The sequence below is a fragment of the Streptomyces sp. NPDC057900 genome (assembly GCF_042887885.1).
GTDB lineage: Bacteria > Actinomycetota > Actinomycetes > Streptomycetales > Streptomycetaceae > Streptomyces.
The window spans coordinates 1-21,749 of record NZ_JBHVOI010000014.1; the positions used below are offsets into that span (position 1 = coordinate 1).

Annotated in this window: 18 protein-coding genes; 9 read left to right on the plus strand and 9 right to left on the minus strand. The window is 69.7% G+C overall.

Going from position 1 to position 21,749, the window contains the following annotated elements; all coding sequences use genetic code 11:
* Positions 1 to 356 precede the first annotated feature (356 nt).
* The 3 genes from ACFVQ0_RS32340 to thyX all read right to left on the minus strand — a co-directional run bounded on the left by ACFVQ0_RS32340 (position 357) and on the right by thyX (position 3,964).
* Positions 357 to 2,042: a ribonuclease J gene (locus ACFVQ0_RS32340; protein ID WP_390092762.1), complete on the minus strand. Its 1,686-nt coding sequence runs from the start codon at positions 2,040 to 2,042 to the stop codon at positions 357 to 359.
* Between the two features lie 132 nt (positions 2,043 to 2,174).
* Positions 2,175 to 3,074: a 4-hydroxy-tetrahydrodipicolinate synthase gene (gene dapA / locus ACFVQ0_RS32345; protein ID WP_390092763.1), complete on the minus strand. Its 900-nt coding sequence runs from the start codon at positions 3,072 to 3,074 to the stop codon at positions 2,175 to 2,177.
* A 152-nt stretch (positions 3,075 to 3,226) separates the two neighbouring features.
* Entirely contained in the window at positions 3,227 to 3,964 is a 738-nt protein-coding gene (thyX, locus tag ACFVQ0_RS32350; RefSeq protein ID WP_390092764.1) for an FAD-dependent thymidylate synthase, read from the minus strand.
* Positions 3,965 to 4,150: 186 nt separating this feature from the next.
* On the opposite strand from thyX, the gene ACFVQ0_RS32355 reads away from it, so the two are divergent.
* Together ACFVQ0_RS32355 and ACFVQ0_RS32360 are read left to right on the plus strand one after the other, a co-directional pair.
* Positions 4,151 to 4,390, plus strand: a complete 240-nt coding sequence (locus ACFVQ0_RS32355) for a hypothetical protein (RefSeq protein WP_390092765.1) — start codon at positions 4,151 to 4,153, stop codon at positions 4,388 to 4,390.
* 94 nt (positions 4,391 to 4,484) lie between these two features.
* Positions 4,485 to 5,036 (plus strand): hypothetical protein, encoded by a 552-nt coding sequence (locus ACFVQ0_RS32360; protein ID WP_311302893.1) that lies wholly within the window; start codon positions 4,485 to 4,487, stop codon positions 5,034 to 5,036.
* 93 nt (positions 5,037 to 5,129) lie between these two features.
* On the opposite strand, the gene ACFVQ0_RS32365 is transcribed toward ACFVQ0_RS32360, so the two are convergent.
* The 5 genes from ACFVQ0_RS32365 to rpsO all read right to left on the minus strand — a co-directional run bounded on the left by ACFVQ0_RS32365 (position 5,130) and on the right by rpsO (position 10,579).
* Positions 5,130 to 5,642, minus strand: coding sequence for a hypothetical protein (locus ACFVQ0_RS32365; RefSeq protein WP_390092766.1), 513 nt, complete (start codon positions 5,640 to 5,642; stop codon positions 5,130 to 5,132).
* Positions 5,643 to 5,656: 14 nt separating this feature from the next.
* Complete coding sequence (gene dapB / locus ACFVQ0_RS32370; protein ID WP_390092767.1) at positions 5,657 to 6,409, minus strand: 4-hydroxy-tetrahydrodipicolinate reductase; 753 nt, start codon at positions 6,407 to 6,409, stop codon at positions 5,657 to 5,659.
* A 19-nt stretch (positions 6,410 to 6,428) separates the two neighbouring features.
* The gene (locus ACFVQ0_RS32375; protein WP_390092768.1) at positions 6,429 to 7,808 is read right to left on the minus strand and encodes a M16 family metallopeptidase; all 1,380 of its coding nucleotides are present in this window, start codon (positions 7,806 to 7,808) and stop codon (positions 6,429 to 6,431) included.
* Positions 7,805 to 10,018 carry a polyribonucleotide nucleotidyltransferase gene (locus ACFVQ0_RS32380; RefSeq protein ID WP_073739180.1) on the minus strand — a complete coding sequence of 738 codons (2,214 nt, stop codon included), beginning with the start codon at positions 10,016 to 10,018 and terminating at the stop codon, positions 7,805 to 7,807. Before ACFVQ0_RS32380 ends, ACFVQ0_RS32375 begins: the two co-directional genes overlap by 4 nt.
* A gap of 270 nt (positions 10,019 to 10,288) precedes the next feature.
* Complete coding sequence (gene rpsO, locus ACFVQ0_RS32385) at positions 10,289 to 10,579, minus strand: 30S ribosomal protein S15 (RefSeq protein ID WP_018551846.1); 291 nt, start codon at positions 10,577 to 10,579, stop codon at positions 10,289 to 10,291.
* A gap of 281 nt (positions 10,580 to 10,860) precedes the next feature.
* Here rpsO and ACFVQ0_RS32390 point away from each other — a divergent pair, with 281 nt between their 5' ends.
* The 7 genes from ACFVQ0_RS32390 (at position 10,861) to ACFVQ0_RS32420 (ending at position 20,527) form a co-directional block, all read left to right on the plus strand.
* Positions 10,861 to 11,094 (plus strand): DUF397 domain-containing protein, encoded by a 234-nt coding sequence (locus tag ACFVQ0_RS32390; protein ID WP_073739179.1) that lies wholly within the window; start codon positions 10,861 to 10,863, stop codon positions 11,092 to 11,094.
* A gap of 445 nt (positions 11,095 to 11,539) precedes the next feature.
* The gene (locus tag ACFVQ0_RS32395; protein ID WP_390092769.1) at positions 11,540 to 14,266 is read left to right on the plus strand and encodes an SCO5717 family growth-regulating ATPase; all 2,727 of its coding nucleotides are present in this window, start codon (positions 11,540 to 11,542) and stop codon (positions 14,264 to 14,266) included.
* Positions 14,267 to 14,463: 197 nt separating this feature from the next.
* Positions 14,464 to 16,341, plus strand: a complete 1,878-nt coding sequence (locus tag ACFVQ0_RS32400; protein WP_390092770.1) for an ABC transporter substrate-binding protein — start codon at positions 14,464 to 14,466, stop codon at positions 16,339 to 16,341.
* Positions 16,342 to 16,462: 121 nt separating this feature from the next.
* Entirely contained in the window at positions 16,463 to 17,545 is a 1,083-nt protein-coding gene (locus ACFVQ0_RS32405; protein WP_390092771.1) for an ABC transporter permease, read from the plus strand.
* Complete coding sequence (locus ACFVQ0_RS32410; RefSeq protein WP_390092772.1) at positions 17,542 to 18,510, plus strand: ABC transporter permease; 969 nt, start codon at positions 17,542 to 17,544, stop codon at positions 18,508 to 18,510. The genes ACFVQ0_RS32405 and ACFVQ0_RS32410 overlap by 4 nt, the downstream gene beginning before the upstream one ends.
* The gene (locus tag ACFVQ0_RS32415) at positions 18,507 to 19,535 is read left to right on the plus strand and encodes an ABC transporter ATP-binding protein (RefSeq protein WP_390092773.1); all 1,029 of its coding nucleotides are present in this window, start codon (positions 18,507 to 18,509) and stop codon (positions 19,533 to 19,535) included. The genes ACFVQ0_RS32410 and ACFVQ0_RS32415 overlap by 4 nt, the downstream gene beginning before the upstream one ends.
* Positions 19,532 to 20,527, plus strand: a complete 996-nt coding sequence (locus ACFVQ0_RS32420; RefSeq protein WP_390092774.1) for an ABC transporter ATP-binding protein — start codon at positions 19,532 to 19,534, stop codon at positions 20,525 to 20,527. The genes ACFVQ0_RS32415 and ACFVQ0_RS32420 overlap by 4 nt, the downstream gene beginning before the upstream one ends.
* A 54-nt stretch (positions 20,528 to 20,581) precedes the next feature.
* Here the strand turns inward: ACFVQ0_RS32420 and ACFVQ0_RS32425 are convergent, their stop codons facing one another.
* Positions 20,582 to 21,691 (minus strand): XdhC family protein, encoded by a 1,110-nt coding sequence (locus ACFVQ0_RS32425; protein WP_390092775.1) that lies wholly within the window; start codon positions 21,689 to 21,691, stop codon positions 20,582 to 20,584.
* Positions 21,692 to 21,749 lie beyond the last annotated feature (58 nt).

Here is a 21,749-nt window from a genome sequence, read left to right on the forward strand (position 1 = left end):
TATCAGACTCTTTCGTGTCCGATTCCCGGTCGAAGCGGGCCTCGCATTTTCGCTTTCCAGTTCTTCGCTTTCGCGTTTCCCTTTCCGGCGAGTCCAACCTTACCAGACTCTATTTCGTTCCGTTCCCGGTTCGAATTTGAATTCCGGTGGCCGTTGAAGTGGCCTTGCCTTTCGGCGGTTCCGACTTTATCAGAACTTCTGAGTCGGAATTTCCATCCTCCGTGGGAACCATGCGGCGCACGAGTGCGCGCGGTGCTTCCCGGTGAGGCGGAGCCGTAAACGTACTGGAGCGGGGCTCCCCGATGCAAATCGGGGGCCCCGCTCCGGAGTTAGCGCCTGTTCGTGCCGCGTCCGGGTCAGACCTCGACGACGACCGGAAGAATCATCGGGCGCCGGCGGTAGGTGTCGGAGACCCACTTGCCCACTGTGCGGCGGACCAGCTGCTGGAGCTGGTGCGGCTCCATCACGCCGTCCTGGGCGGACTTGTTCAGCGCGTCCTGGACCTTCGGTACGACCGCGCTGAACGCCGAATCGTCGATGCCGGAGCCCCGGGCCTGGATGTGGGGACCGCCCACGATCTTGCCGGAGTTGCTGTCGACCACGATGAAGACGGAGATGATCCCCTCGTCGCCGAGGATCCGGCGGTCCTTGAGGGAGGTCTCCGTGACGTCGCCGACCGAAAGGCCGTCGACGTACACGTAGCCCGCCTGGACCTTTCCGACGATCTTGGCCTTGCCGTCGATCAGGTCGACGACCACGCCGTCCTCGGCGATGACGATGTGGTCCTTCGGTACGCCGGTGAGGGCACCCAGCTCGGCGTTGGCCCTGAGGTGGCGCCATTCGCCGTGGACCGGCATCAGGTTCTTCGGCTTGCAGATGTTGTAGAAGTACAGCAGCTCGCCGGCCGAGGCGTGGCCCGAGACGTGGACCTTGGCGTTGCCCTTGTGGACGACGTTGGCACCCCAGCGGGTGAGGCCGTTGATCACGCGGTAGACCGCGTTCTCGTTGCCCGGGATCAGCGACGACGCCAGGATGACGGTGTCGCCCTGGACGATCCGGATCTGGTGGTCGCGGTTGGCCATCCGGGACAGGGCCGCCATCGGCTCACCCTGCGAACCCGTGCAGACCAGCACGACCTCGTCGTCCGGCAGGTCGTCGAGAGTCTTCACGTCGACGACGAGACCCGCGGGGACCTTCAGGTAGCCGAGGTCACGGGCGATGCCCATGTTGCGGACCATCGAACGTCCGACGAAGGCGACCCGGCGGCCGTATTCGTGGGCCGTGTCGAGGATCTGCTGGATGCGGTGCACGTGGCTGGCGAAGCTCGCCACGATGATGCGCTTCTGGGCGTTGGCGAAGACCGTGCGCAGGACGTTCTGGATGTCCCGCTCGGGCGGTACGAAGCCGGGCACCTCCGCGTTCGTCGAGTCGGAGAGCAGCAGGTCGATGCCCTCCTCGCTCAGCCGCGCGAACGCGTGCAGGTCGGTGAGGCGGCCGTCCAGCGGAAGCTGGTCCATCTTGAAGTCACCGGTGGCGACAGCCATGCCCGCGGGGGTGCGGATGGCGACCGCGAGGGCGTCCGGGATGGAGTGGTTGACCGCGATGAACTCGCAGTCGAAGACGCCGATGCGTTCGCGCTGGCCCTCCGTGACCTCAAGGGTGTACGGACGGATGCGGTGCTCCTGGAGCTTCGCCTCGATGAGCGCGAGGGTCAGCTTGGAGCCGATCAGCGGGATGTCCGGCTTCAGGCGCAGCAGGTACGGGACACCACCGATGTGGTCCTCGTGGCCGTGCGTGAGGACGATGCCCTCGATGTCGTCGAGGCGGTCCCGGATCGTCGTGAAGTCCGGAAGGATCAGGTCGATTCCGGGCTGCTCCTCCTCGGGGAAGAGGACGCCGCAGTCGACGATGAGCAGGCGGCCGCCGTACTCGAAGACCGTCATGTTGCGGCCGATTTCGCCGAGGCCGCCGAGCGGGGTGACCCGCAGGCCGCCCTTCGGGAGCTTCGGCGGGGTGCCGAGTTCAGGATGCGGATGACTCAAAAGACTCTCCTTACCACACGCGCCACGTACCGCTTGGGCACGTGGCGCGCATGTCAATCGTGCACTTGCTGTTGTCTTGGGGTGTTGCCCTCTTGCGAGGTTTCTTCGCGTATTCAGTTGTGAAGTCTGTGGTTACAGCTGTACCCCACCGGCGGCGAGATCGATCTTGAGCTGTGCCGTTTCGTGCGCGGAGAGTTCGACCAGGGGGAGGCGCAGCGGGCCGGCGGGGAGACCCTGGAGGGTCAGCGCGGCCTTGGTGGTGATCACGCCCTGGGTGCGGAACATGCCGGTGAAGACGGGGAGGAGCTTCTGGTGGATCTCCGTGGCCTTCTGGACGTCGCCGCCGAGGAAGGCCTCCACCAGGGCCCGCAGGTCGGGGGTGACGACATGGCCGACGACGGAGACGAGGCCGACCGCGCCGACCGAGAGGAGCGGGAGGTTCAGCATGTCGTCGCCCGAGTACCAGGCGAGGCCCGACTGGGCGATGGCCCAGCTGGCCCGGCCGAGGTCGCCCTTGGCGTCCTTGTTGGCCACGATGCGCGGGTGCTCCGCGAGCCGGACGAGCGTCTCTGTGTCGATCGGCACACCGCTGCGGCCGGGAATGTCGTACAGCATCACCGGCAGGCCGGTGGTGTCAGCGATCGCCGTGAAGTGCCGCAGCAGGCCCTCCTGCGGCGGCTTGTTGTAGTACGGCGTCACGGCGAGGAGGCCGTGCGCGCCGGTTCGCTCGGCCGTGCGGGCGAGCTCGACGCTGTGGCGGGTGTCGTTGGTGCCGATGCCGGCGACGATGTGCGCCCGGTCTCCCACTGCTTCAAGCACAGCCCTTACGAGCTGGTCTTTCTCCGCGTCGCTGGTGGTCGGGGACTCGCCGGTGGTGCCGTTGATGATCAGGCCGTCGTTGCCTGCGTCCACCAGATGGGTGGCGAGCCGCTGGGCGCCGTCGAGGTCGAGTGCGCCGTCCGCCGTGAAGGGCGTGACCATAGCGGTGAGGACCCGCCCGAAGGGGGTCTGCGGAGTGGAGATCGGAGCCATGGGTAACACGCTACTCGTTGCTCGGCGCCCGGTGTCCCCTCGGGGGGACAAGCGATAGGAGCCCGGCACTGCCTGCTCGGGGGTTCAAGCAGTGCCGGGTCCGTTTGATCAGCCTAGATGAACTTCACGAAACGCCGCAATACGGACACCGCCTATGGGGCGACGCGTCCATTTTTGTTGAAGGCTGCATGGGTGAGCGGCATGAGCTCCGCCCAGTGCGCCTCCATCCGCTCTCCGACCATCTCGATCTCGCGCTGCGGGAAGGACGGGACCTTCGCCAGCTCGTGCTGGGTGCGCAGGCCGAGGAAGTGCATCAGCGAGCGGGCGTTGCACGTGGCGTACATCGAGGAGAACAGTCCGACCGGGAGAACCGCACGGGCCACCTCGCGGGCCACACCCGCCGCGAGCATCTCCTGGTACGCCTCGTAAGCCTGGCGGTAGGAGTCCTCCATGACGCGGCCCGTCAGCTCCTGCTGGACCTCGGTGCCCTCGACGAACTCGTACTTGCCGGGACGGCCCTGCTGGACGAGCTTGCGGGACTCCCCCGGGACGTAGAAGACCGGCTCCAGCTCCCTGTAGCGGCCCGATTCCTCGTTGTACGACCAGCCGACGCGGTGCCGCATGAACTCGCGGAAGACGAAGATCGGGGCGCTGATGAAGAAGGTCATCGAGTTGTGCTCGAACGGGCTTCCGTGCCGGTCCCGCATCAGGTAGTTGATGAGCCCCTTGGAGCGCTCAGGATCCTTGGTGATCTCCTCCAGGGACTGCTCACCGGCCGTGGAGACACGGGCGGCGAAGAGCACATCGGAGTCGCCTGCGGCATGTTTCACCAGCTCAACGGTGACATCGCTGCGGAAGCTGGGCTTTGCGGGCTCGGGGGTCTCGGTCACCGGCGGGGTCCTTCCAATGGCGTCGCTCGGGCGGCGCCCACTCTACGGGCCGCCTCTGACAACGCGGTCGGCACCGCCCTTTCGAGGATTCTTTCGACCAATTCGGCGATTCGGGGCACCGATCGGGCCCGCCATGCGTCTGACTCATTAGCACCACCCGATACAGAGTTCAAGGAGAGTTACCTCATGTTCCGCCGGCGTGAAGCCGTCCCGTTCTCGTTCGTGGCCGAGGCCGACCGATTCCGCAGCAACGTCACACCGCCGCCCCGGGAGCGCACCACCCTCTCCGAGCTGGCGGCCCGCAGCCTCGTCGGGTTCGCGGTGATCGCCGGCCTCGCCGGATCGCTGCTGGTCGGCCTTCCGGCCCTGGCACCCGATCAGTCGTCCTCGCACAGCCAGCAGACCGAGGCGGCACCGGGGCACTGACTCGTACGGGCCCCCTGGGGTGGTACGCCCCGCCACCCCCTCGGTAGCCTCACCGGGCACAGCAATCGAGCGTGCTTGTGAGTGAGGATCAGTCGTGCCCCTGCCCTTCCTGACGGCCGACCGCGCGTTTGACGCGAGCGCTGAGGATGTAGCGCTGCCGTTCGACGACCACGACAGCTGGCGGCGCCCCTACCGCCCCGGACCGTGGCGGGTCGCGGCCGCGGCCACCCTTTTGCTGCTCGCCTCGTTCATCCTGTTCGCAGGGATGATCATCGCGTTCGCCGGAGCCGGGCCCGGGGCGGGTGCCTGTCTGGCGCTCGCACTCGCCGTGATCATCTGCGCCCTGCGGATGCTGCGGATCGGCGCCTGGGTGAGCCGGCACGGCGTGCGCCGCGTCGGCTTCTTCCGTACGACGACCGTGCCGTGGAACCGCGCCACCGCGGTCCGTACGGTGCAGCAGCCGGTGAAGTGGCTCGGGTTCCCCCGGACGGTTCAGGGTCAGGCCCTGATCGTCGTGCGCCGGGGTGGCGACGCGGTGCCGCCGCTGCTCACGGACTCCAACGCGGACTTCCTCACGCGGGGCGAGGCGTTCGACCGGGCCGCCGACACGATCGAGGCCTGGGGGGACGAGTACCGGCAGCAGTAGGGCCGTAGCTTTGCCGCCCGGCGACCTGGGTGTTCCTCAGTCGCCGGGCGGTTTTTTATGTCCTCAATCGCCGGACGGGCTCAAAGATTGTCCTCAAACGCCGGACGGGCTTGAGGTGCCGGACTGGCTCGGGGTGTCTGCCGGGCCCGAGTGGGCCGGGGGCGGTGTGCCGGTGTTGTGCAGTGCGATGGCCCGTTGCATGGCCTTGCGGGCCCGGGGAGTGTCCCGGGCGTCCTGGTAGGCGACCGCCAGGCGGAACCAGCAGCGCCAGTCGTCCGGGGTGTCCTCCGTCTCCGCCTGGCGGCGTACGAAGGCCGCGTCGGCGGAGTCGCGGTCGATGCGGCCGCTCGGGGTGCGGGCCAGGTCGTCGACCGGCAGCCCGCCCTCGGCGTCGAGCTCGGCGGCCAGGGCGTTGGCCCGCCGGACGAACTGGGTGTTCTTCCAGAGGAACCAGATGCCGATCAGCGGCAGGATCAGCACCGCGACCCCGAAGGTCACCGTGAGCAGCGTGCCGTGCCGGATGAGCAGGACGCCACGGCTGCCGGCCAGGACGAAATAGAAGACCAGGACGGCGGCGGTGACGGTGTACGTGATCTTTGCGCGCATGGCGGTGGGCTCAGTCAGTTCAGGTCGAGGAAGTTTTCCAGGCCGAATGTGAGGCCCGGAGTGGTCACCACACGGCGGGTGCCGAGCAGGATGCCCGGCATGAAGCTGCTGTGGTGCAGCGAGTCGTGCCGGATGGTGAGGGTCTCGCCCTCGCTGCCGAGCAGCACCTCCTGGTGGGCCAGGAGGCCGCGGAGCCGGACCGAGTGGACCGGAATCCCGTCGACGTCCGCTCCGCGCGCCCCGTCCAGCGCCGTGCTGGTGGCGTCCGGCTGGGGCGCGCTGCCCGCGTCGCGGCGGGCGGCGGCGATGAGCTGGGCGGTGCGGGCGGCTGTGCCGGAGGGGGCGTCGGCCTTGTTCGGGTGGTGCAGCTCGATCACCTCGACCGACTCGAAGTAGCGCGCGGCCTGCTGCGCGAACTTCATCGTGAGGACCGCGCCGATGGAGAAGTTGGGCGCGATGAGCACACCGGTCTCCGGCGAGCCGGAGAGCCAGGTGTTCAGCTGCGCGAGCCGTTCGTCGGTCCAGCCGGTCGTGCCGACCACCGCGTGGATGCCGTGCCGGACGCAGAAGTCGAGGTTCTCCATCACCGACGCGGGCGTGGTGAGCTCGACGACCGCCTGGGCACCGGTGTCCGTGAGGGTCTCCAGCTTGTCGCCGCGGCCGAGTGCGGCCACCAGCTCCATGTCCTCGGCGGCCTCGACAGCTCGTACCGCCTCGGAGCCGATACGACCCCTGGCACCGAGAACGGCTACGCGCAGCTTGCTCATGCTTACTTCTTTCGGGTGACTAGGCCACTGATTCGTGGAGGCGGTCGGCCTGCTTGTCCTTGAGCGGGCCGATGACCGACAGCGAGGGGCGGTGTCCGAGGACCTCGCCCGCCACCGCCCGGACGTCGTCCGGGGTGACCTGTGCGATGCGGGCCAGCATGTCGTCGACCGACATCTGCTCGCCCCAGCACAGTTCGCTCTTGCCGATGCGGTTCATCAGCGCGCCGGTGTCCTCCAGGCCGAGGACCGTGGATCCGGAGAGCTGGCCGATGGCCCGGCCGATCTCGTCGTCGTCGAGTCCGTCCGACGCGACGCGGTCGAGCTCCTCGCGGCAGATCTTGAGGACATCGTGCACCTGGCTGGGCCGGCAGCCCGCGTACACCCCGAAGAGGCCGCAGTCCGCGAAGCCCGAGGTGTACGAGTACACGCTGTAGGCGAGGCCGCGCTTCTCCCGTACCTCCTGGAAGAGGCGGGAGCTCATTCCGCCGCCGAGGGCGGTGTTGAGTACGCCGAGTGCCCAGCGGCGCTCGTCGGTGCGGGCCAGTCCCGGCATGCCGAGGACGACGTGGGCCTGCTCGGTCTTGCGGTTGACCAGGTCGACCCGGCCCGCGGTGCGCAGCGTGCGGGAGCCCGCACGGGGCGCCACCGGCGTCGCGTCGGTGCGGGAGAGCGCGCCGGCCCGCTCGAAGGCCTTGCGGACCTGGCGTACGACCGTGGCGTGGTCGACGTTGCCCGCGGCGGCGACGACGAGGTGCGTGGGGTCGTAGTGCTTCTTGTAGAAGCGGGCGATCTGGCCGCGGCTCAGCGCGTTGACCGTGTCGACCGTGCCGAGGACCGGGCGCCCCAGGGGGGTGTCGCCGAGCATGGTGTGCGCGAACAGGTCGTGCACGCAGTCGCCCGGGTCGTCCTCCGTCATGGCGATCTCCTCAAGGATGACGCCGCGCTCGGCGTCGACGTCCTCGGAGGCGATCAGGGAGCCGGTCAGCATGTCACAGACGACATCGATGGCCAGCGGCAGGTCCGTGTCGAGGACCCGCGCGTAGTAGCAGGTGTACTCCTTCGCCGTGAAGGCGTTCATCTCGCCGCCGACCGCGTCGATCGCGGAGGAGATGTCCAGGGCGCTGCGGGTGCCGGTGCCCTTGAAGAGGAGGTGTTCGAGGTAGTGCGTCGCGCCGTTCAGGGTCGGGGTCTCGTCGCGTGATCCGACGTTGGCCCAGATCCCGAAGGTGGCGGAGCGTACGGAGGGCAGGGTCTCGGTGACGATGCGCAGGCCGCCGGGGAGGACCGTGCGGCGTACCGTGCCGATGCCGTTGCTGCCCTTGAGAAGCGTTTGGGTACGGGCGACGGCCCGCGCCTCCGAGGAGGTGCGGGCCGTCGTCACGGAACTACGGGACGTCACTTGGCGGCGTCGTCCTTCTTCTCGTCCTCTTCACCCTCGACGACCGGGATCAGCGAGAGCTTGCCGCGGGAGTCGATCTCGGCGATCTCGACCTGGACCTTGGCGCCGACGGCGAGCACGTCCTCGACGTTCTCCACGCGCTTGCCACCGGCGAGCTTGCGGATCTGCGAGATGTGCAGCAGGCCGTCCTTGCCGGGCATCAGGGAGACGAACGCACCGAAGGTGGTGGTCTTGACGACCGTACCCAGGTAGCGCTCGCCGACCTCCGGCATGGTCGGGTTGGCGATCGCGTTGATCGTGGCGCGCGCGGCCTCGGCCTGCGAGCCCTGCTGGGCACCGATGTAGATGGTGCCGTCGTCCTCGATCGTGATGTCGGCGCCGGTGTCCTCCTGGATCTGGTTGATCATCTTGCCCTTGGGGCCGATGACCTCACCGATCTTGTCCACCGGGATCTTGACGGTGATGATCCGCGGGGCGTTCGGGGACATCTCGTCCGGGACGTCGATGGCCTCGTTCATCACGTCGAGGATGTGGAGGCGGGCGTCACGGGCCTGCTTCAGCGCGGCGGCCAGGACCGAGGCGGGGATGCCGTCGAGCTTGGTGTCGAGCTGCAGCGCGGTCACGAACTGCTTCGTACCGGCGACCTTGAAGTCCATGTCACCGAACGCGTCCTCGGCACCGAGGATGTCGGTGAGGGCGACGTAGTGGGTCTTGCCGTCGATCTCCTGCGAGATCAGGCCCATGGCGATACCGGCGACGGCGGCCTTGAGGGGCACACCGGCGTTCAGCAGCGACATGGTGGAGGCGCAGACCGAGCCCATGGACGTCGAGCCGTTGGAGCCCAGCGCCTCGGAGACCTGGCGGATCGCGTAGGGGAACTCCTCGCGCGACGGCAGCACCGGCACGATGGCGCGCTCGGCGAGCGCGCCGTGGCCGATCTCGCGGCGCTTGGGCGAGCCCACGCGGCCGGTCTCACCGACGGAGTACGGCGGGAAGTTGTAGTTGTGCATGTAGCGCTTGCGGGTCACCGGGGAGAGGGTGTCCAGCTGCTGCTCCATGCGGAGCATGTTGAGGGTGGTGACGCCCAGGATCTGGGTCTCGCCACGCTCGAACAGCGCCGAGCCGTGCACGCGCGGGATGGCCTCGACCTCGGCTGCGAGCGTACGGATGTCCGTGACACCGCGGCCGTCGATGCGGACCTTGTCCTTGATGACGCGCTCGCGGACCAGCTTCTTGGTCAGCGCGCGGTAGGCACCGGAGATCTCCTTCTCGCGGCCCTCGAAGGCCGGGAGGAGCTTCTCGCCCGCGATCTCCTTGATGCGGTCGAGCTCCGCCTCGCGGTCCTGCTTGCCGGCGATGGTGAGTGCCTTGGCGAGCTCGGTGCTGACGGCCTTGGTGAGCGCCTCCAGGACGTCGTCCTGGTAGTCGAGGAAGACCGGGAACTCGCCGGTGGGCTTGGCGGCCTTGGCGGCGAGGTCCGACTGGGCCTTGCAGAGCGACTTGATGAAGGGCTTCGCGGCTTCCAGACCGGCGGCGACGACCTCTTCGGTCGGGGCCTCCGCGCCGTCCTTGACGAGCTGGATGGTCTTCTCGGTGGCCTCGGCCTCGACCATCATGATCGCGACGTCGCCGTCCTCCAGGACGCGACCGGCGACGACCATGTCGAAGACGGCGTCCTCAAGCTCGGTGTGCGTCGGGAAGGCGACCCACTGGCCCTTGATCAGGGCGACGCGGGTGGCGCCGATGGGGCCGGAGAAGGGCAGGCCCGCCAGGATCGTCGAGGCGGAGGCGGCGTTGATCGCGACCACGTCGTACAGGTGGTCGGGGTTGAGCGCCATGATCGTCTCGACGATCTGGATCTCGTTGCGCAGGCCCTTCTTGAAGGAGGGGCGCAGCGGGCGGTCGATCAGGCGGCAGGTGAGGATCGCGTCCTCGGAGGGGCGGCCCTCCCGGCGGAAGAAGGAGCCGGGGATCTTGCCGGCGGCGTACTGCCGCTCCTCGACGTCCACCGTGAGGGGGAAGAAGTCGAGCTGGTCCTTGGGCCGCTTGGAAGCGGTGGTGGCCGACAGCACCATGGTGTCGTCGTCCAGGTACGCGACGGCGGAGCCGGCGGCCTGCTTGGCCAGGCGGCCCGTCTCGAAGCGGATGGTGCGGGTGCCGAAGGTTCCGTTGTCGATAACGGCCTCGGCGTAGTGGGTCTCGTTCTCCACTAGTGTTTTCTCCATACTCGTCGTCTTTCGTCCTGTCGCCCGTGTGGCGCAGGACGGTGCGGAGAGGCGCACCGTGTGTGCGGGGCCGGTCTTCGATCGAAGCTCCCGGGCGTTGTCCCGGGGGCCACTACCGAGGACCGGCGGCGGCCGTGGGGCGCCTCTCCTCGTCTGGTGTTGTACGTCCAGGTTACTGAGCTTGACCCCAGTCCCGCACGTACGGCAAAGGGAGCGGCCCCATGGATACGGGCACCGCTCCCTTTCACAGCGTCTTTACTTGGCGCCGCCGGCCGCACCACGGCGGATGCCGAGGCGGTCGACGAGCGCACGGAAGCGCTGGATGTCCTTCTTGGCCAGGTACTGCAGAAGGCGGCGACGCTGGCCGACCAGGATCAGCAGACCACGACGGGAGTGGTGGTCGTGCTTGTGCGTCTTGAGGTGCTCCGTGAGGTCCGAGATGCGGCGGGAGAGCATGGCCACCTGAACCTCGGGGGAACCGGTGTCGCCCTCCTTCTGCGCGAACTCGGTCATGATCTGCTTCTTCGTAGCGGCGTCGAGCGGCACGCGGTACTCCTCTAGGTGTTCGATGCGCCCACGAGTGCCCCTGGTCTTGATCTCAGGGGAGCTTGCGTGACTCGGGAGCGAAGGTCCGATGAGCGCAGTTCCCAGAACGAACCGGGAACGCGTACACAAACGGCCACACCCAGACTACCAGCCACCCGGAGCGCACCCGACGGGAGCACAGATCCGGGCCGCGCGCCGCGGAATTCCCGACCGGGTCCCCCGCCCGTTCCGGACCTGTACGGTGCCGTGCAGAGCCACCGTACGGAGAGGAACCCTTGACGATGGGCACGCAGGCGGAGAAGGACGAGCTGTACGCACTCGACATCTCGGGAGTGGAATGGCTGAGCGCCCCCGGCACCGAGGATGCCGAGGAGCGCGTCGAGATCGCGCATCTGCCCGGCGGGGCGGTGGCGATGAGGTCTTCGCTGGATCCCGAGACCGTACTGCGCTATACGGAGGCCGAGTGGCGCGCCTTCGTACTGGGCGCCCGGGACGGCGAGTTCGACCTCAAGTAGCGAGGCCTCAAACAGCGAGACGGAAAGCGGCGGGGCGGAGCGAGCGACGGTACGGCGGTACGCGGACTCGGCCGCTGTCGCGGCGGGCGCAGGTCGCGGCAGGCACGGCAGGCACAGTGGGCACGTTCAGGTGGACGTGCCCACTGTCGTGTGCGAGATGTTCAGGTTTCCCTGCGTAGATGTGCCCGTTTGATCGCATCTCGCTTCACTCTCCGCCGTACTCAGTTCACTTGGGGGCAGTACGTGACGTAGGGGACAGTGCCCGCGGTGCCGTACGGCCTGCCGTACCGGGCCCGCTGGCGATTAGGGTGGGTCCGGACGCGGCAGAGGAACCTGCGGGCAGGCTATGCGCGTTACAGGGGGAGAGCCGGGCGGTTCGCACTGTGGGAACGGTCGCCCCCACCCACCACGGCACAGAGGGTGCTCGACCACACCAGGAGGCAAAGTGAACGGCGATCGGGACGAGATGCGCGGGAGCTGGGACAGGCCCGTCGACGAGTCGACCGACGCGGAGCCCGCCGAGACGACGGGTGAGTTCACCATCGACTACACCCCGCCCGCCTGGTACACGCAGAATACGCCGGGCGACTCCTCGGGCGGCGCAGGAACACACCTGGCTCCGCCCCCGCCGCCCAGCGGCGCACCGGTGTCCGCACCGGGGCTTCAGCCCGGCGGCGGTTTCGAACCCGGCTGGACTCCGGCCCCGCCCGCCCCGGCCCAGCCCGCTCCCCCGGCGCAGCCAGTGCCCCCCGCGCAGCCCGCTCCCCCGGTACGGCCGGCGGACGCGGTGGACGTCGGCGGTGCGGCCGATACGTCCGGGAACGGCGATGTGGAGAGCGGCTCGACCGTGCGGTTCTCGTCCGCCGCGCTGAGGCGGGAGATCGCGGAGCGCGAGACGCCGGCCGGTTCGACGGGGACCGACACGGACGCGGACGCGGCTGACACCAGTACGGATACGGCCGCCGGAGAGCGGGGTACGGACCCGGACCCGGACGCCGGACAGAGCGGGGCCACCGGGGAGAGCGGCGAGCCCGAGACGGCGGCGGCGTCCGACCCCGCGGCAACCGAGCCCGACGAGCCCTCGGCCGACGCGACGAACGGAGCGGGGTCCGACAGCACGCCGCAGGCCGGTGCCCCGTCCACCGGCGCCCCGTCCACCGGCGCTCCGCAGAACGCCGACGCCCCGCCTTCCCCAGACGCCCCGTCCTCCCCCGGCGCACCGCAGAACGCCCCCGCCCCCTGGGCACCGGCACCGCCGCAGGGAGGGCTGCCGCCGCTGCCGCCCTCCTTCCAGCCGGCCGCGCCGCAGCCCGGCGCACCGCAGCCCGCCCCGCAGTGGCCGGGGCAGCCCCCGGCGAACGAGGCACCGGGCGGCTACGGGTTCCCGCAGAACCCGGCGGCCCAGGCCGCCCAGGCGCCCCAGAACCCGCAGCAGCCCGCCTTTCCTCAGCAGCCGCAGCCCGGAGCGCCCGCGCCGCAGGCGGGCTACGGCTTCCCCCAGCAGCCTCCCGCGCCGTACCAGCCACAGCAGCCGCAGCCCGGAGCCCCGCTCCCGATGCCGCACGCGCAGCAGCCCTCCCCTTATGCACCGCAGGCCCCCCAGCCGCCGCAGGCGGCGCAGTGGCCCGCTCAGCAGCAGGGCGGCTACGGCTTCCCCCAGGGCAACCCGAACCCGAACAACCCGAGCAACCCGAACCTGCCCGCACAGATCGCCCCGCCCCAGCCCCAGCCGGGTCACCCCGGTCAGCCGGGTCAGCCCGGTCAGCCGCTTCCGCCGCAGGGGGCGCCCGTCGACCCGCGCACCGGAGCCGCCTGGCCCACTCCCGTCACTCACGACCAGCGGGAGCGTTCGGTGCAGGGCGCGCCGCTGGGGTACACGGCCGCGGTGGAGCTCTCGTCCGACCGGCTGGTCCGGGGCAAGCAGAAGACGAAGAGCAGCCGCGGGCCGTCCGCGGCCTCCCGTTTCAAGCTCGGCGGCAAGAAGGAAGAGATCGAGCGGCAGCGCAAGCTCGAACTGATCCGCACCCCGGTCCTCTCCTGCTACCGGATCGCGGTGATCAGCCTCAAGGGCGGCGTCGGCAAGACCACGACGACCACCGCGCTCGGCTCCACCCTGGCCACCGAGCGGCAGGACAAGATCCTCGCCATCGACGCCAACCCGGACGCCGGGACGCTGGGCCGCCGGGTCCGCCGCGAGACCGGGGCGACCATCCGCGACCTGGTCCACGCGATCCCGCACCTCCACTCGTACATGGACATCCGGCGGTTCACCTCGCAGGCGTCCTCCGGTCTTGAGATCATCGCCAACGACGTCGACCCGGCCGTCTCGACGACGTTCAACGACGAGGACTACCGGCGCGCGATCGAGGTGCTGGGCAAGCAGTACCCGATCATCCTCACCGACTCCGGGACCGGTCTCCTCTACAGCGCGATGCGTGGTGTGCTGGACCTGGCCGACCAGCTGATCATCATCTCGACGCCGTCGGTCGACGGTGCGTCAAGTGCCTCCACCACCCTGGACTGGCTGTCGGCGCACGGCTACGCCGATCTCGTACAGCGGTCGCTGACGGTGATCTCAGGTGCCCGTGAGACCGGAAAGATGATCAAGGTCGATGACATCGTGCAGCACTTCGAGACGCGTTGCCGGGGCGTGGTCGTCGTACCGTTCGACGAGCATCTGTCGGCCGGTGCCGAGGTGGACCTCGACATGATGCGTCCGAAGACGCGGGAGGCGTACTTCAACCTCTCCGCCCTCGTCGCGGAGGACTTCGCGCGCGCCCAGCAGCAGCAGGGGCTCTGGACGGCCAACGGTGGCAACCAACCGCCGCAGTACGCACCGCCGATGCCCGGCCAGCAGCAGGCGCCGGGCCAGCAGCCCTACCCGCAGCAGCCGGGCCAGCCGTATCCGCCCCAGCAGCAGCCGTACGGCGGACAGCAGCCGTACCCCCAGCAGGGGGCTCCCGGCGGCGGGCAGGGCTGGCAGCAGCAGCCCCCGCAGGCCCAGCCGCCCGCGGACCCGAACGGCCCGCCCCAGCAACAACAGCAGTACGGCGGACAGGCCGTTCAGCCCGGTCAGCCCGGTCAGCCGGGGCAGCCCGCCCATCCCGGACTACAGGGCCCCGTGCCGCCCGCGGGATGGCAGCAGCAGCCGCCGCCAGCGCCTCAGCAGTAAGGCGTCAGAGGTCTAAACCAATGAGGGTCCGCATCGTCTCCACGATGCGGACCCTCTGCGCATTCCCGCAGCCCACACGCCGTTTCGATGACCGTTGACGCGGCTCGACCACCGCTGATAAACCTTCGCTTCACCAGCTGGCGATCCACAGATCAACCCGCCTTCTCCGTGCGAGTCATGACGCGAGGTCCCTGACCATGGTCGAAAGAGTCCCACCACCCGCCGCCCAGCCACGCTCACGTCTGCGTATCCTCCTGGCCTCCGGCGCCGCCGCCCTCGGGCTCGCCGCCGCGTCCGTCGTGCCGGGGGTCCCGCTCGGGGCCGCTTCGCCCCAGCAGGCGCAGGCCGCCGACAGCGGCAGGACGACACTGACCGTCGCGGTCGCGCAGAGCGTCGACTCCCTGAGTCCGTTCCTCGCCCAGAAGCTGATGAGCACCAGCCTCACCCGGCTGATGTACGACTTCCTGACGAACTACGACGCCAAGGACAACCACGCGATCCCGGGCCTGGCCACCAAGTGGGAGCCGTCCGCGGACAAGCTGACGTGGACCTACACCATCCGGTCCAACTCCAAGTGGTCCGACGGCCAGCAGGCCACCGCGGAGGACGCGGCCTGGACCTTCAACAAGATGATGACCGACGAGGCCGCCGCCCAGGCCAACGGCAACTTCGTCGCCAACTTCAAGAAGGTGACGGCTCCGAGCCCCACGAAGCTGGTCATCGAGCTGAAGGAACCGCAGGCCACCATGGCCGCGCTCGACGTTCCGATCGTCCCCAAGCACGTCTGGGACAAGGTCGGGGACTTCTCGAAGTTCAACAACGACACGAAGTTCCCGATCGTGGGCAACGGGCCGTTCATCCTGACCGACTACAAGGTCGACCAGTATGTGAAGCTCAAGGCCAACAAGGACTTCTGGCGCGGTTCGCCCAAGTTCGACGAGGTCGTCTTCAAGACCTACAAGGACCAGGACGCCGCGGTCGCCGCACTCCGCAAGGGCGAGGTCTCCTTCGTTGCCGGTTCGCCCGCGCTGACGCCCGCTCAGGCCAACTCGCTCAAGGGCGAGAAGAACGTCAAGGTGAACGAGGGTCCGGGCCGCCGGTTCTTCGCGCTGGCCACCAACCCCGGCGCGCGGACCAAGGACGGCAAGAAGTTCGGCAACGGCAACAAGGCACTGCTCGACCTGAAGGTCCGCCAGGCGCTCTTCCTGTCCATCGACCGCGACACCCTCATCGACAAGGTCTTCCAGGGCCACGCCGTCGACGGCGCGGGCTACATCCCGCCGCGCTTCCCGGCCTACAAGTGGGAACCCTCCGCGGACCAGAAGCTGGGCTACGACCCGGCCAGGGCGGCCAAGCTCCTCGACCAGGCGGGCTACAAGCTCAAGGGCGACCAGCGCGTCGGCAAGGACGGCAAGCCGCTCGACCTGCGCATCCTCTGCCACGCCACGGACCCGAACGACAAGGCGATCGGCAAGTACCTCAAGGAGTGGTGGGGCAAGCTCGGCATCGGCCTCAAGGTCGACTGCCTCGACGACGTCTCCGTGCCCTGGTACGCGGGTGAGTACGACCTCGCCTTCGACGGCTGGTCCGTCAACCCGGACCCGGACTTCGTCCTCGGCATCCACACCTGCGCCGCCCTGCCGGTCAAGGCCAAGGAGAGCGCGTCCACGGACGACTTCATCTGCGACAAGACGTACGACGAGCTGTACAAGAAGCAGCTCGCCGAGTACGACCCGGCCAAGCGGGCGGACATCGTCAAGCAGATGCAGTCCTGGCTCTACGACTCCGGGTACATGAACGTCATCGCGTACCCGAACGCGGTCGAGGCCTACCGCACCGACCAGATCAAGTCGATCACGACCATGCCAGAGGCGGCCGGCAACATCTACGGCCAGGACGGGTACTGGAGCTGGTGGTCGGCCGTACCGGCGGGCAGCGGCGACGGCACGGACAGCGACAGCGGATCGAGCTCCACCGGGGTCGTCATCGGCATCGTGGTCGTCGTAGTAGTCCTCGCGGGTGGCGGATTCCTCCTCATGAGGCGGCGTCGCACCACCGCGGACGACCGCGAGTAGTTCCATGGACCGCGGGCGTTTTCCGCGGACGGGATGAGAGGGAGCGGCCGGCCGGGCCCGATGCACCGCGGCCCCGCCGGCCGGTCCCCCTAAGCGCAGCACGAGTAACGAGAGTTCCCTCATGACAGCTGACAGCACTCCGGCGCTCGTGAAACAGGCGGATGCGGATACCGAAGGGCCGGCCCCGGCCGGTCCGGCGGCCGCCCGCGGCCCACGGGCGCGCAACACCAAGGCCTATCTCAGGTATGTGGCCGCCAAGATCCTCGGCGCGGCCGTCTCGCTGTTCGCCGTTCTGGTCACCAGCTTCTTCCTCTTCCGGCTCATCCCCAGCGACCCGGTGAAGCAGATGACGGGCGGCCGCCCGGTCTCGGCGGAGCAGCTCCAGTCGCTCCGCCATCAGTTCGGCCTCGACCAGCCGATGTGGCAGCAGTTCACCAGTTACGTGGGCGACGCGCTCACCGGTGACCTCGGCACCTCCTTCCAGTTCCACGCCCCGGTGATGGACAAGATCGTCGAGGCGCTTCCGGCGACGCTGCTGCTCACCGGCACTTCGTACGTCCTCTACAGCGCGCTCGGCATCTGGCTCGGCACCCGTACCGCCTGGCGCAACGGCTCCACGAGCGACCGGTTCAACACCGCGCTGGCGCTCACGCTCTACTCGGTGCCGTCGTTCTGGCTCGGGCTGCTCCTGATCATCGTCTTCTCGGTGGGCATCGGGCCGATCCCGGGCATGTTCCCCACCGGCGGTCTGGAGTCGGGCAACGAGACCGGCTTCGCCTACGTCCTCGACGTGGCGCACCACATGGTGCTCCCGGTGATCACCCTGGTCGCGGTCGGCTACGCGCAGACGCTGCTGGTGATGCGCTCCTCGCTGCTCGACGAGATGGGCAGCGACTATCTGACGACGGCCCGCGCGAAGGGGCTGCGCGACGATTCGGTACGCCGCAAGCACGCCGTGCCCAACGCGATGCTGCCGACCTTCACGCTGATGTTCGTCAACCTGGGGCAGGTGGTCGCCGGACAGATCCTGGTCGAGACGGTGTTCTCCTGGCCGGGTCTGGGCGGCCTCTTCTACCAGGGGCTCAGCGTCCCCGACCTGCCACTCGTCCAAGGGCTGTTCTTCGTCTTCGCCACCGCGGTGATCCTGGCGAACACCCTGGCCGATGTGCTGTATCCGCTCCTCGATCCCCGGGTGGGCCGATGACGACCGAATCCATGCCGGCCTCCACCCCCGAGGCCGAGAAGCCCACGCCCGAAGGGACCGGGACCGGCGCGGCCAAGAGCCCGCGTGCGCTGGCACGGGCCCGTAAGCGCCGCTCCATGGCCCGCTTCTGGCGCGAGTACCGCAAGCACCCGGGCGGACTGTGGGGGCTGGCCGGGCTGATCCTGATCGGGCTGATCGCCCTGTTCGCGCCCGCCTTGGTCGGCACCGACTCGCAGAGCGTCACCTCCGCACCCGGCGGTGCGCTGGAGTCCCCGAGCGGTGAGTTCCCGCTCGGCACCGACCAGTTCGGCCGCAGCGTGCTCGCCCTGCTGGTGTGGGGGGCGCGCGTCTCGCTGACGGTGGGGCTGCTCGCCGCCTTCCTGTGCGTCGCCATCGGCACCGTCGTCGGCATCCTCGCGGGCCACTTCCGCGGCTGGTACTCGACGGTCCTGATGCGGGTCACCGACTGGTTCCTGGTGATGCCGACCCTGGTCCTGGCGATCGCGCTCGCCACCGTGATGGACCGCTCGCTGTGGACGGTCATCATCGCGATCGGCGTCACCACCTGGCCGACGACGGCCCGTCTGGTGCGGGCGCAGACGCTGGCCGTGGAGTCCCGCCCCTACATCGAGCGGGCCCGCGCGCTGGGCGGCGGACACGGCCACATCATGACCCGGCACGTCCTGCCGAACGTGATGCCGCTGGTGCTCGCCCAGACCACGCTGGTGATCTCCAGCGCGATCCTGACCGAGGCCACCCTGGCCTTCCTCGGCCTGGGCGACCCGACCATCACCTCCTGGGGCGGCATGCTCCAGGACGCCCGCGAGGCCGGCGCGGTCAGCTCGGGCGACTGGTGGTACCTGGCACCGCCCGGAATCGCCATCGCCCTGGTGGCCCTGGCGTTCACGCTGTGCGGCCGCGCCATCGAGACCGTCCTCAATCCCAAGCTGGGGGTGGCCCGTTGAGCACGACGAGCATCCGTAAGACGCCTCTTCTCCAGGTCCGCGATCTGACGGTGACGTACGCCGGAGGGGCCCAGGCGGTCCGCGGGGTGGATCTGGAGGTGGACGCGGGCCAGAAGCTCGGCATCGCCGGGGAGTCCGGCTGCGGGAAGTCGACGCTGGCGCTCGCGCTGCTGCGGCTGCTGCCCGCGGGCACGAAGGTCACCGGCGAGATCCTGCTGAACGGCGAGGACGTCCTCACCATGAAGTGGGGCCAGGTCAGGGCCGTACGCTGGGCCGGTGCCTCGATCGTCTTCCAGGGCGCGATGCACTCGCTCAACGCGGTGCACCGCATCGGGGACCAGATCGCCGAGCCGATCGTGCTGCACAGCAAGGCGTCGCAAGCCGCCGCCCGCGAGCGGGCCGGTGAGCTGCTGGAACAGGTGGGCCTGCCGGCCGCTCGGGTGGACGCCTATCCGCACGAGCTGTCCGGCGGGCAGCGGCAGCGCGTGATGATCGCTATGGCGCTCGCCTGCGACCCGGGGCTGATCATCGCCGATGAGCCGACGACCGCCCTCGATGTGATGATCCAGGCCCAGATCCTGCGCCTGATCGAGCAGCTGGTCTCCGAGCAGGACCTCGGACTGATCATGATCAGCCATGACCTGGCGGTGCTCTCCGACACCTGCGACCGGCTCGCGGTGATGTACGCGGGACGGGTCGTCGAGCACGGCCCCGCCTCCGAGGTCTACGAGAACGCGACCCATCCGTACAGCAAGGCGCTTTCCGGCGCCTTCCCGCGCATCGGGGACCCGGCCTCCCGGTTCGCCCCCCGGGGGCTGCCGGGCGATCCGCCCGATCCGTCGGCGCTGCCGGCCGGCTGCACGTTCCACCCACGCTGCCCAGCGGCCCTGGACTCCTGCGCCACGCAGGACCAGGAGCTGCGGGACGCCGGGCCGGGACGGCTGGCCGCCTGTGTGCTGGTGGGTCCGCAGGGGGTCGCCGCGCCTGTCCTGCCGGGCGCAGAGGAAGCAAGGAGCACCACATGACCACCACCACGGACCTGCTCAGCGCCCAGTCGCTGCACGTCACCTTCCCCGGCCGGCACGGCGCGGAGCCGGCCCGGGCCGTCGACGGCGTCGACCTGGACATCAGGCCGGGCGAGATCGTCGCCCTGGTCGGGGAGTCCGGGTGCGGCAAGACGACGCTGGCCCGTTCGCTGCTGGGCCTGGTCCCGCCGGCCTCCGGGCAGATCACCTTCGGCGGCGAGCCGCTCGGCTACGGGAGCCGGGCCCTCAAGGCGTACCGCAAGCGGGTCCAGCTGGTGCTCCAGGACCCGAGCGGTTCGCTGAACCCGCGCCACACGGTGTACGACGCGGTGGCCGAGGGACTGCGGATCCACCGGTACGGCGGTGACGAGCGGGAGGCGGTCACCAACGCCCTCTCCCGGGCGGGGCTGCGGCCCCCGGAGCGGTTCTTCCTGCGCTACCCGCACGAGCTGTCGGGCGGTCAGCGCCAGCGCGTCGTGATCGCGGGCGCCCTGGTCCTGGAACCGGAACTCATCGTGGCCGACGAGCCGGTGGCCTCGCTGGACGCCTCGGTGCGCGGCGAGATCCTGGCGCTGCTGCTGCGGCTGCGGGACGAGCTGGGCCTGTCCGCGCTGGTGGTCACGCACGACCTCGGCCTGGCGTGGAACATCGCGGACCGGGTGGCGGTGATGTACCTCGGCCGGATCGTGGAGACCGGTGACGTCGAGCAGATCCTGACGGCGCCCCGGCATCCGTACACCCAGGCACTGCTGTCGGTGCTGCCGGAGGCGCCGGGCGAGCCGGTGGTGCTGACGGGTGAGCCGCCGGATCCGTCGAAGATCCCGTCCGGCTGCCGCTTCCACGCGCGCTGCCAGGTGCTGGCCTCGGGCGAGGCGGAGCGTGCGGGGGTCGCGGACGCGTGCCGTACGAAGGAGCTCCCGGTACTGGCGGGGGGCGGCGAGACGCAGGTGGCGTGCCACTGGGCGAACGCGGCGGCGAAGGCTCCGGTCTAGTCCGTGCCGACGCGGTGGCGGGCGGGTCCGGCGTTCCGGGCCCGCCCGTCGGCGCTACCCCCGCCGCTCGTGGTGGATCGTGCCCGTCAGTTCGCCGAGCGGCCGCCCCGTGCCGCCCCAGCGGTGCTGGATGATCTCCGCGGCGATCGAGACCGCCGTCTCCTCGGGCGTACGGGCGCCGAGGTCGAGGCCCACGGGTGAGGCGAGCCGGACCAGGTCCGATTCGGCCACCCCCTCCTCGCGCAGCCGGGCGATCCGGTCGAGATGGGTACGCCGGCTGCCCATCACGCCGATGTACGCGGCGGGCGTTCGCAACGCCGCGACCAGCAGCGGGACATCGAACTTCGGATCGTGCGTCAGGACGCAGACGACCGTGCGCCCGTCGATCTCGGTGTCCGAGAGGTAGGTGTGCGGCCAGGCGCAGACGACCTCGTCGGCGGTGGGGAACCGTTCACGGGTCGCGAATGCCGGACGGGCGTCGCACACGGTGACCCGGTACCCGAGGAACGAGCCGATGCGCGCGGTCGCGGCCGCGTGGTCGATGGCGCCGAAGACGAGCATCCGGGGTGGTGGCGCGTACGTCTGGACGAAGACGGAGACCTCCTGCATCCGGCGCTCCCCGCGCTCCCCGTACCACTGGAGGCCGGTGGCCCCCTGGGCGAGCAGGCCCCGGGCGTCGTCGGTGACGGCCGCGTCGAGCCCCTCGTTGCCGAGCGAGCCCTGTGCGCCGCCGGGCCTGACCACCAGCCGGGCCCCGGCCGCGGCGGAGCCGGGCAGGACGGTGGCCACGGCGACGGGTTCGCCGGCCGCGATCGAGTCCGTGACTCCCCGCAGCCATGCGCGGTCGGCGGCGGAGGCGAACGGCGCGACCAGGACGTCGATCGTGCCGCCGCAGGTCAGCCCGACACCGAACGCCTCGTCGTCGCTGATCCCGTACGACTGGAGCTGCGGGGTGCCGGAGGCGAGCACCTCGCCGGCCAGCTCGTACACCGCGCCCTCGACACAGCCGCCCGAGACGCTTCCCGCCACCGCTCCGCCGGCGGTCACCGCCATCACGGCGCCCGGCGACCTCGGGGCGCTGCCCCGGACGGAGACGACCGTGGCCAGCGCGAACGGGGTACCGGCCTCGTGCCAGGCACGCAGCTCGGGGAGCAGTTCACGCACGGCACCCACCTCCTTCGGCCCGGTCCACCCTAGGCCTTTCGTCTGGATCAGGCTGGAT

Coding starts and splice junctions, on each gene's coding strand:
- dapA (WP_390092763.1), bottom strand. CDS start 3,074: ATGGCTCCGATCTCCACTCCGCAGACCCCCTTCGGGCGGGTCCTCACC.
- ACFVQ0_RS32355 (WP_390092765.1), top strand. CDS start 4,151: ATGTTCCGCCGGCGTGAAGCCGTCCCGTTCTCGTTCGTGGCCGAGGCC.
- ACFVQ0_RS32365 (WP_390092766.1), bottom strand. CDS start 5,642: ATGCGCGCAAAGATCACGTACACCGTCACCGCCGCCGTCCTGGTCTTC.
- dapB (WP_390092767.1), bottom strand. CDS start 6,409: ATGAGCAAGCTGCGCGTAGCCGTTCTCGGTGCCAGGGGTCGTATCGGC.
- ACFVQ0_RS32390 (WP_073739179.1), top strand. CDS start 10,861: ATGGGCACGCAGGCGGAGAAGGACGAGCTGTACGCACTCGACATCTCG.
- ACFVQ0_RS32400 (WP_390092770.1), top strand. CDS start 14,464: ATGGTCGAAAGAGTCCCACCACCCGCCGCCCAGCCACGCTCACGTCTG.
- ACFVQ0_RS32405 (WP_390092771.1), top strand. CDS start 16,463: ATGACAGCTGACAGCACTCCGGCGCTCGTGAAACAGGCGGATGCGGAT.
- ACFVQ0_RS32410 (WP_390092772.1), top strand. CDS start 17,542: ATGACGACCGAATCCATGCCGGCCTCCACCCCCGAGGCCGAGAAGCCC.
- ACFVQ0_RS32420 (WP_390092774.1), top strand. CDS start 19,532: ATGACCACCACCACGGACCTGCTCAGCGCCCAGTCGCTGCACGTCACC.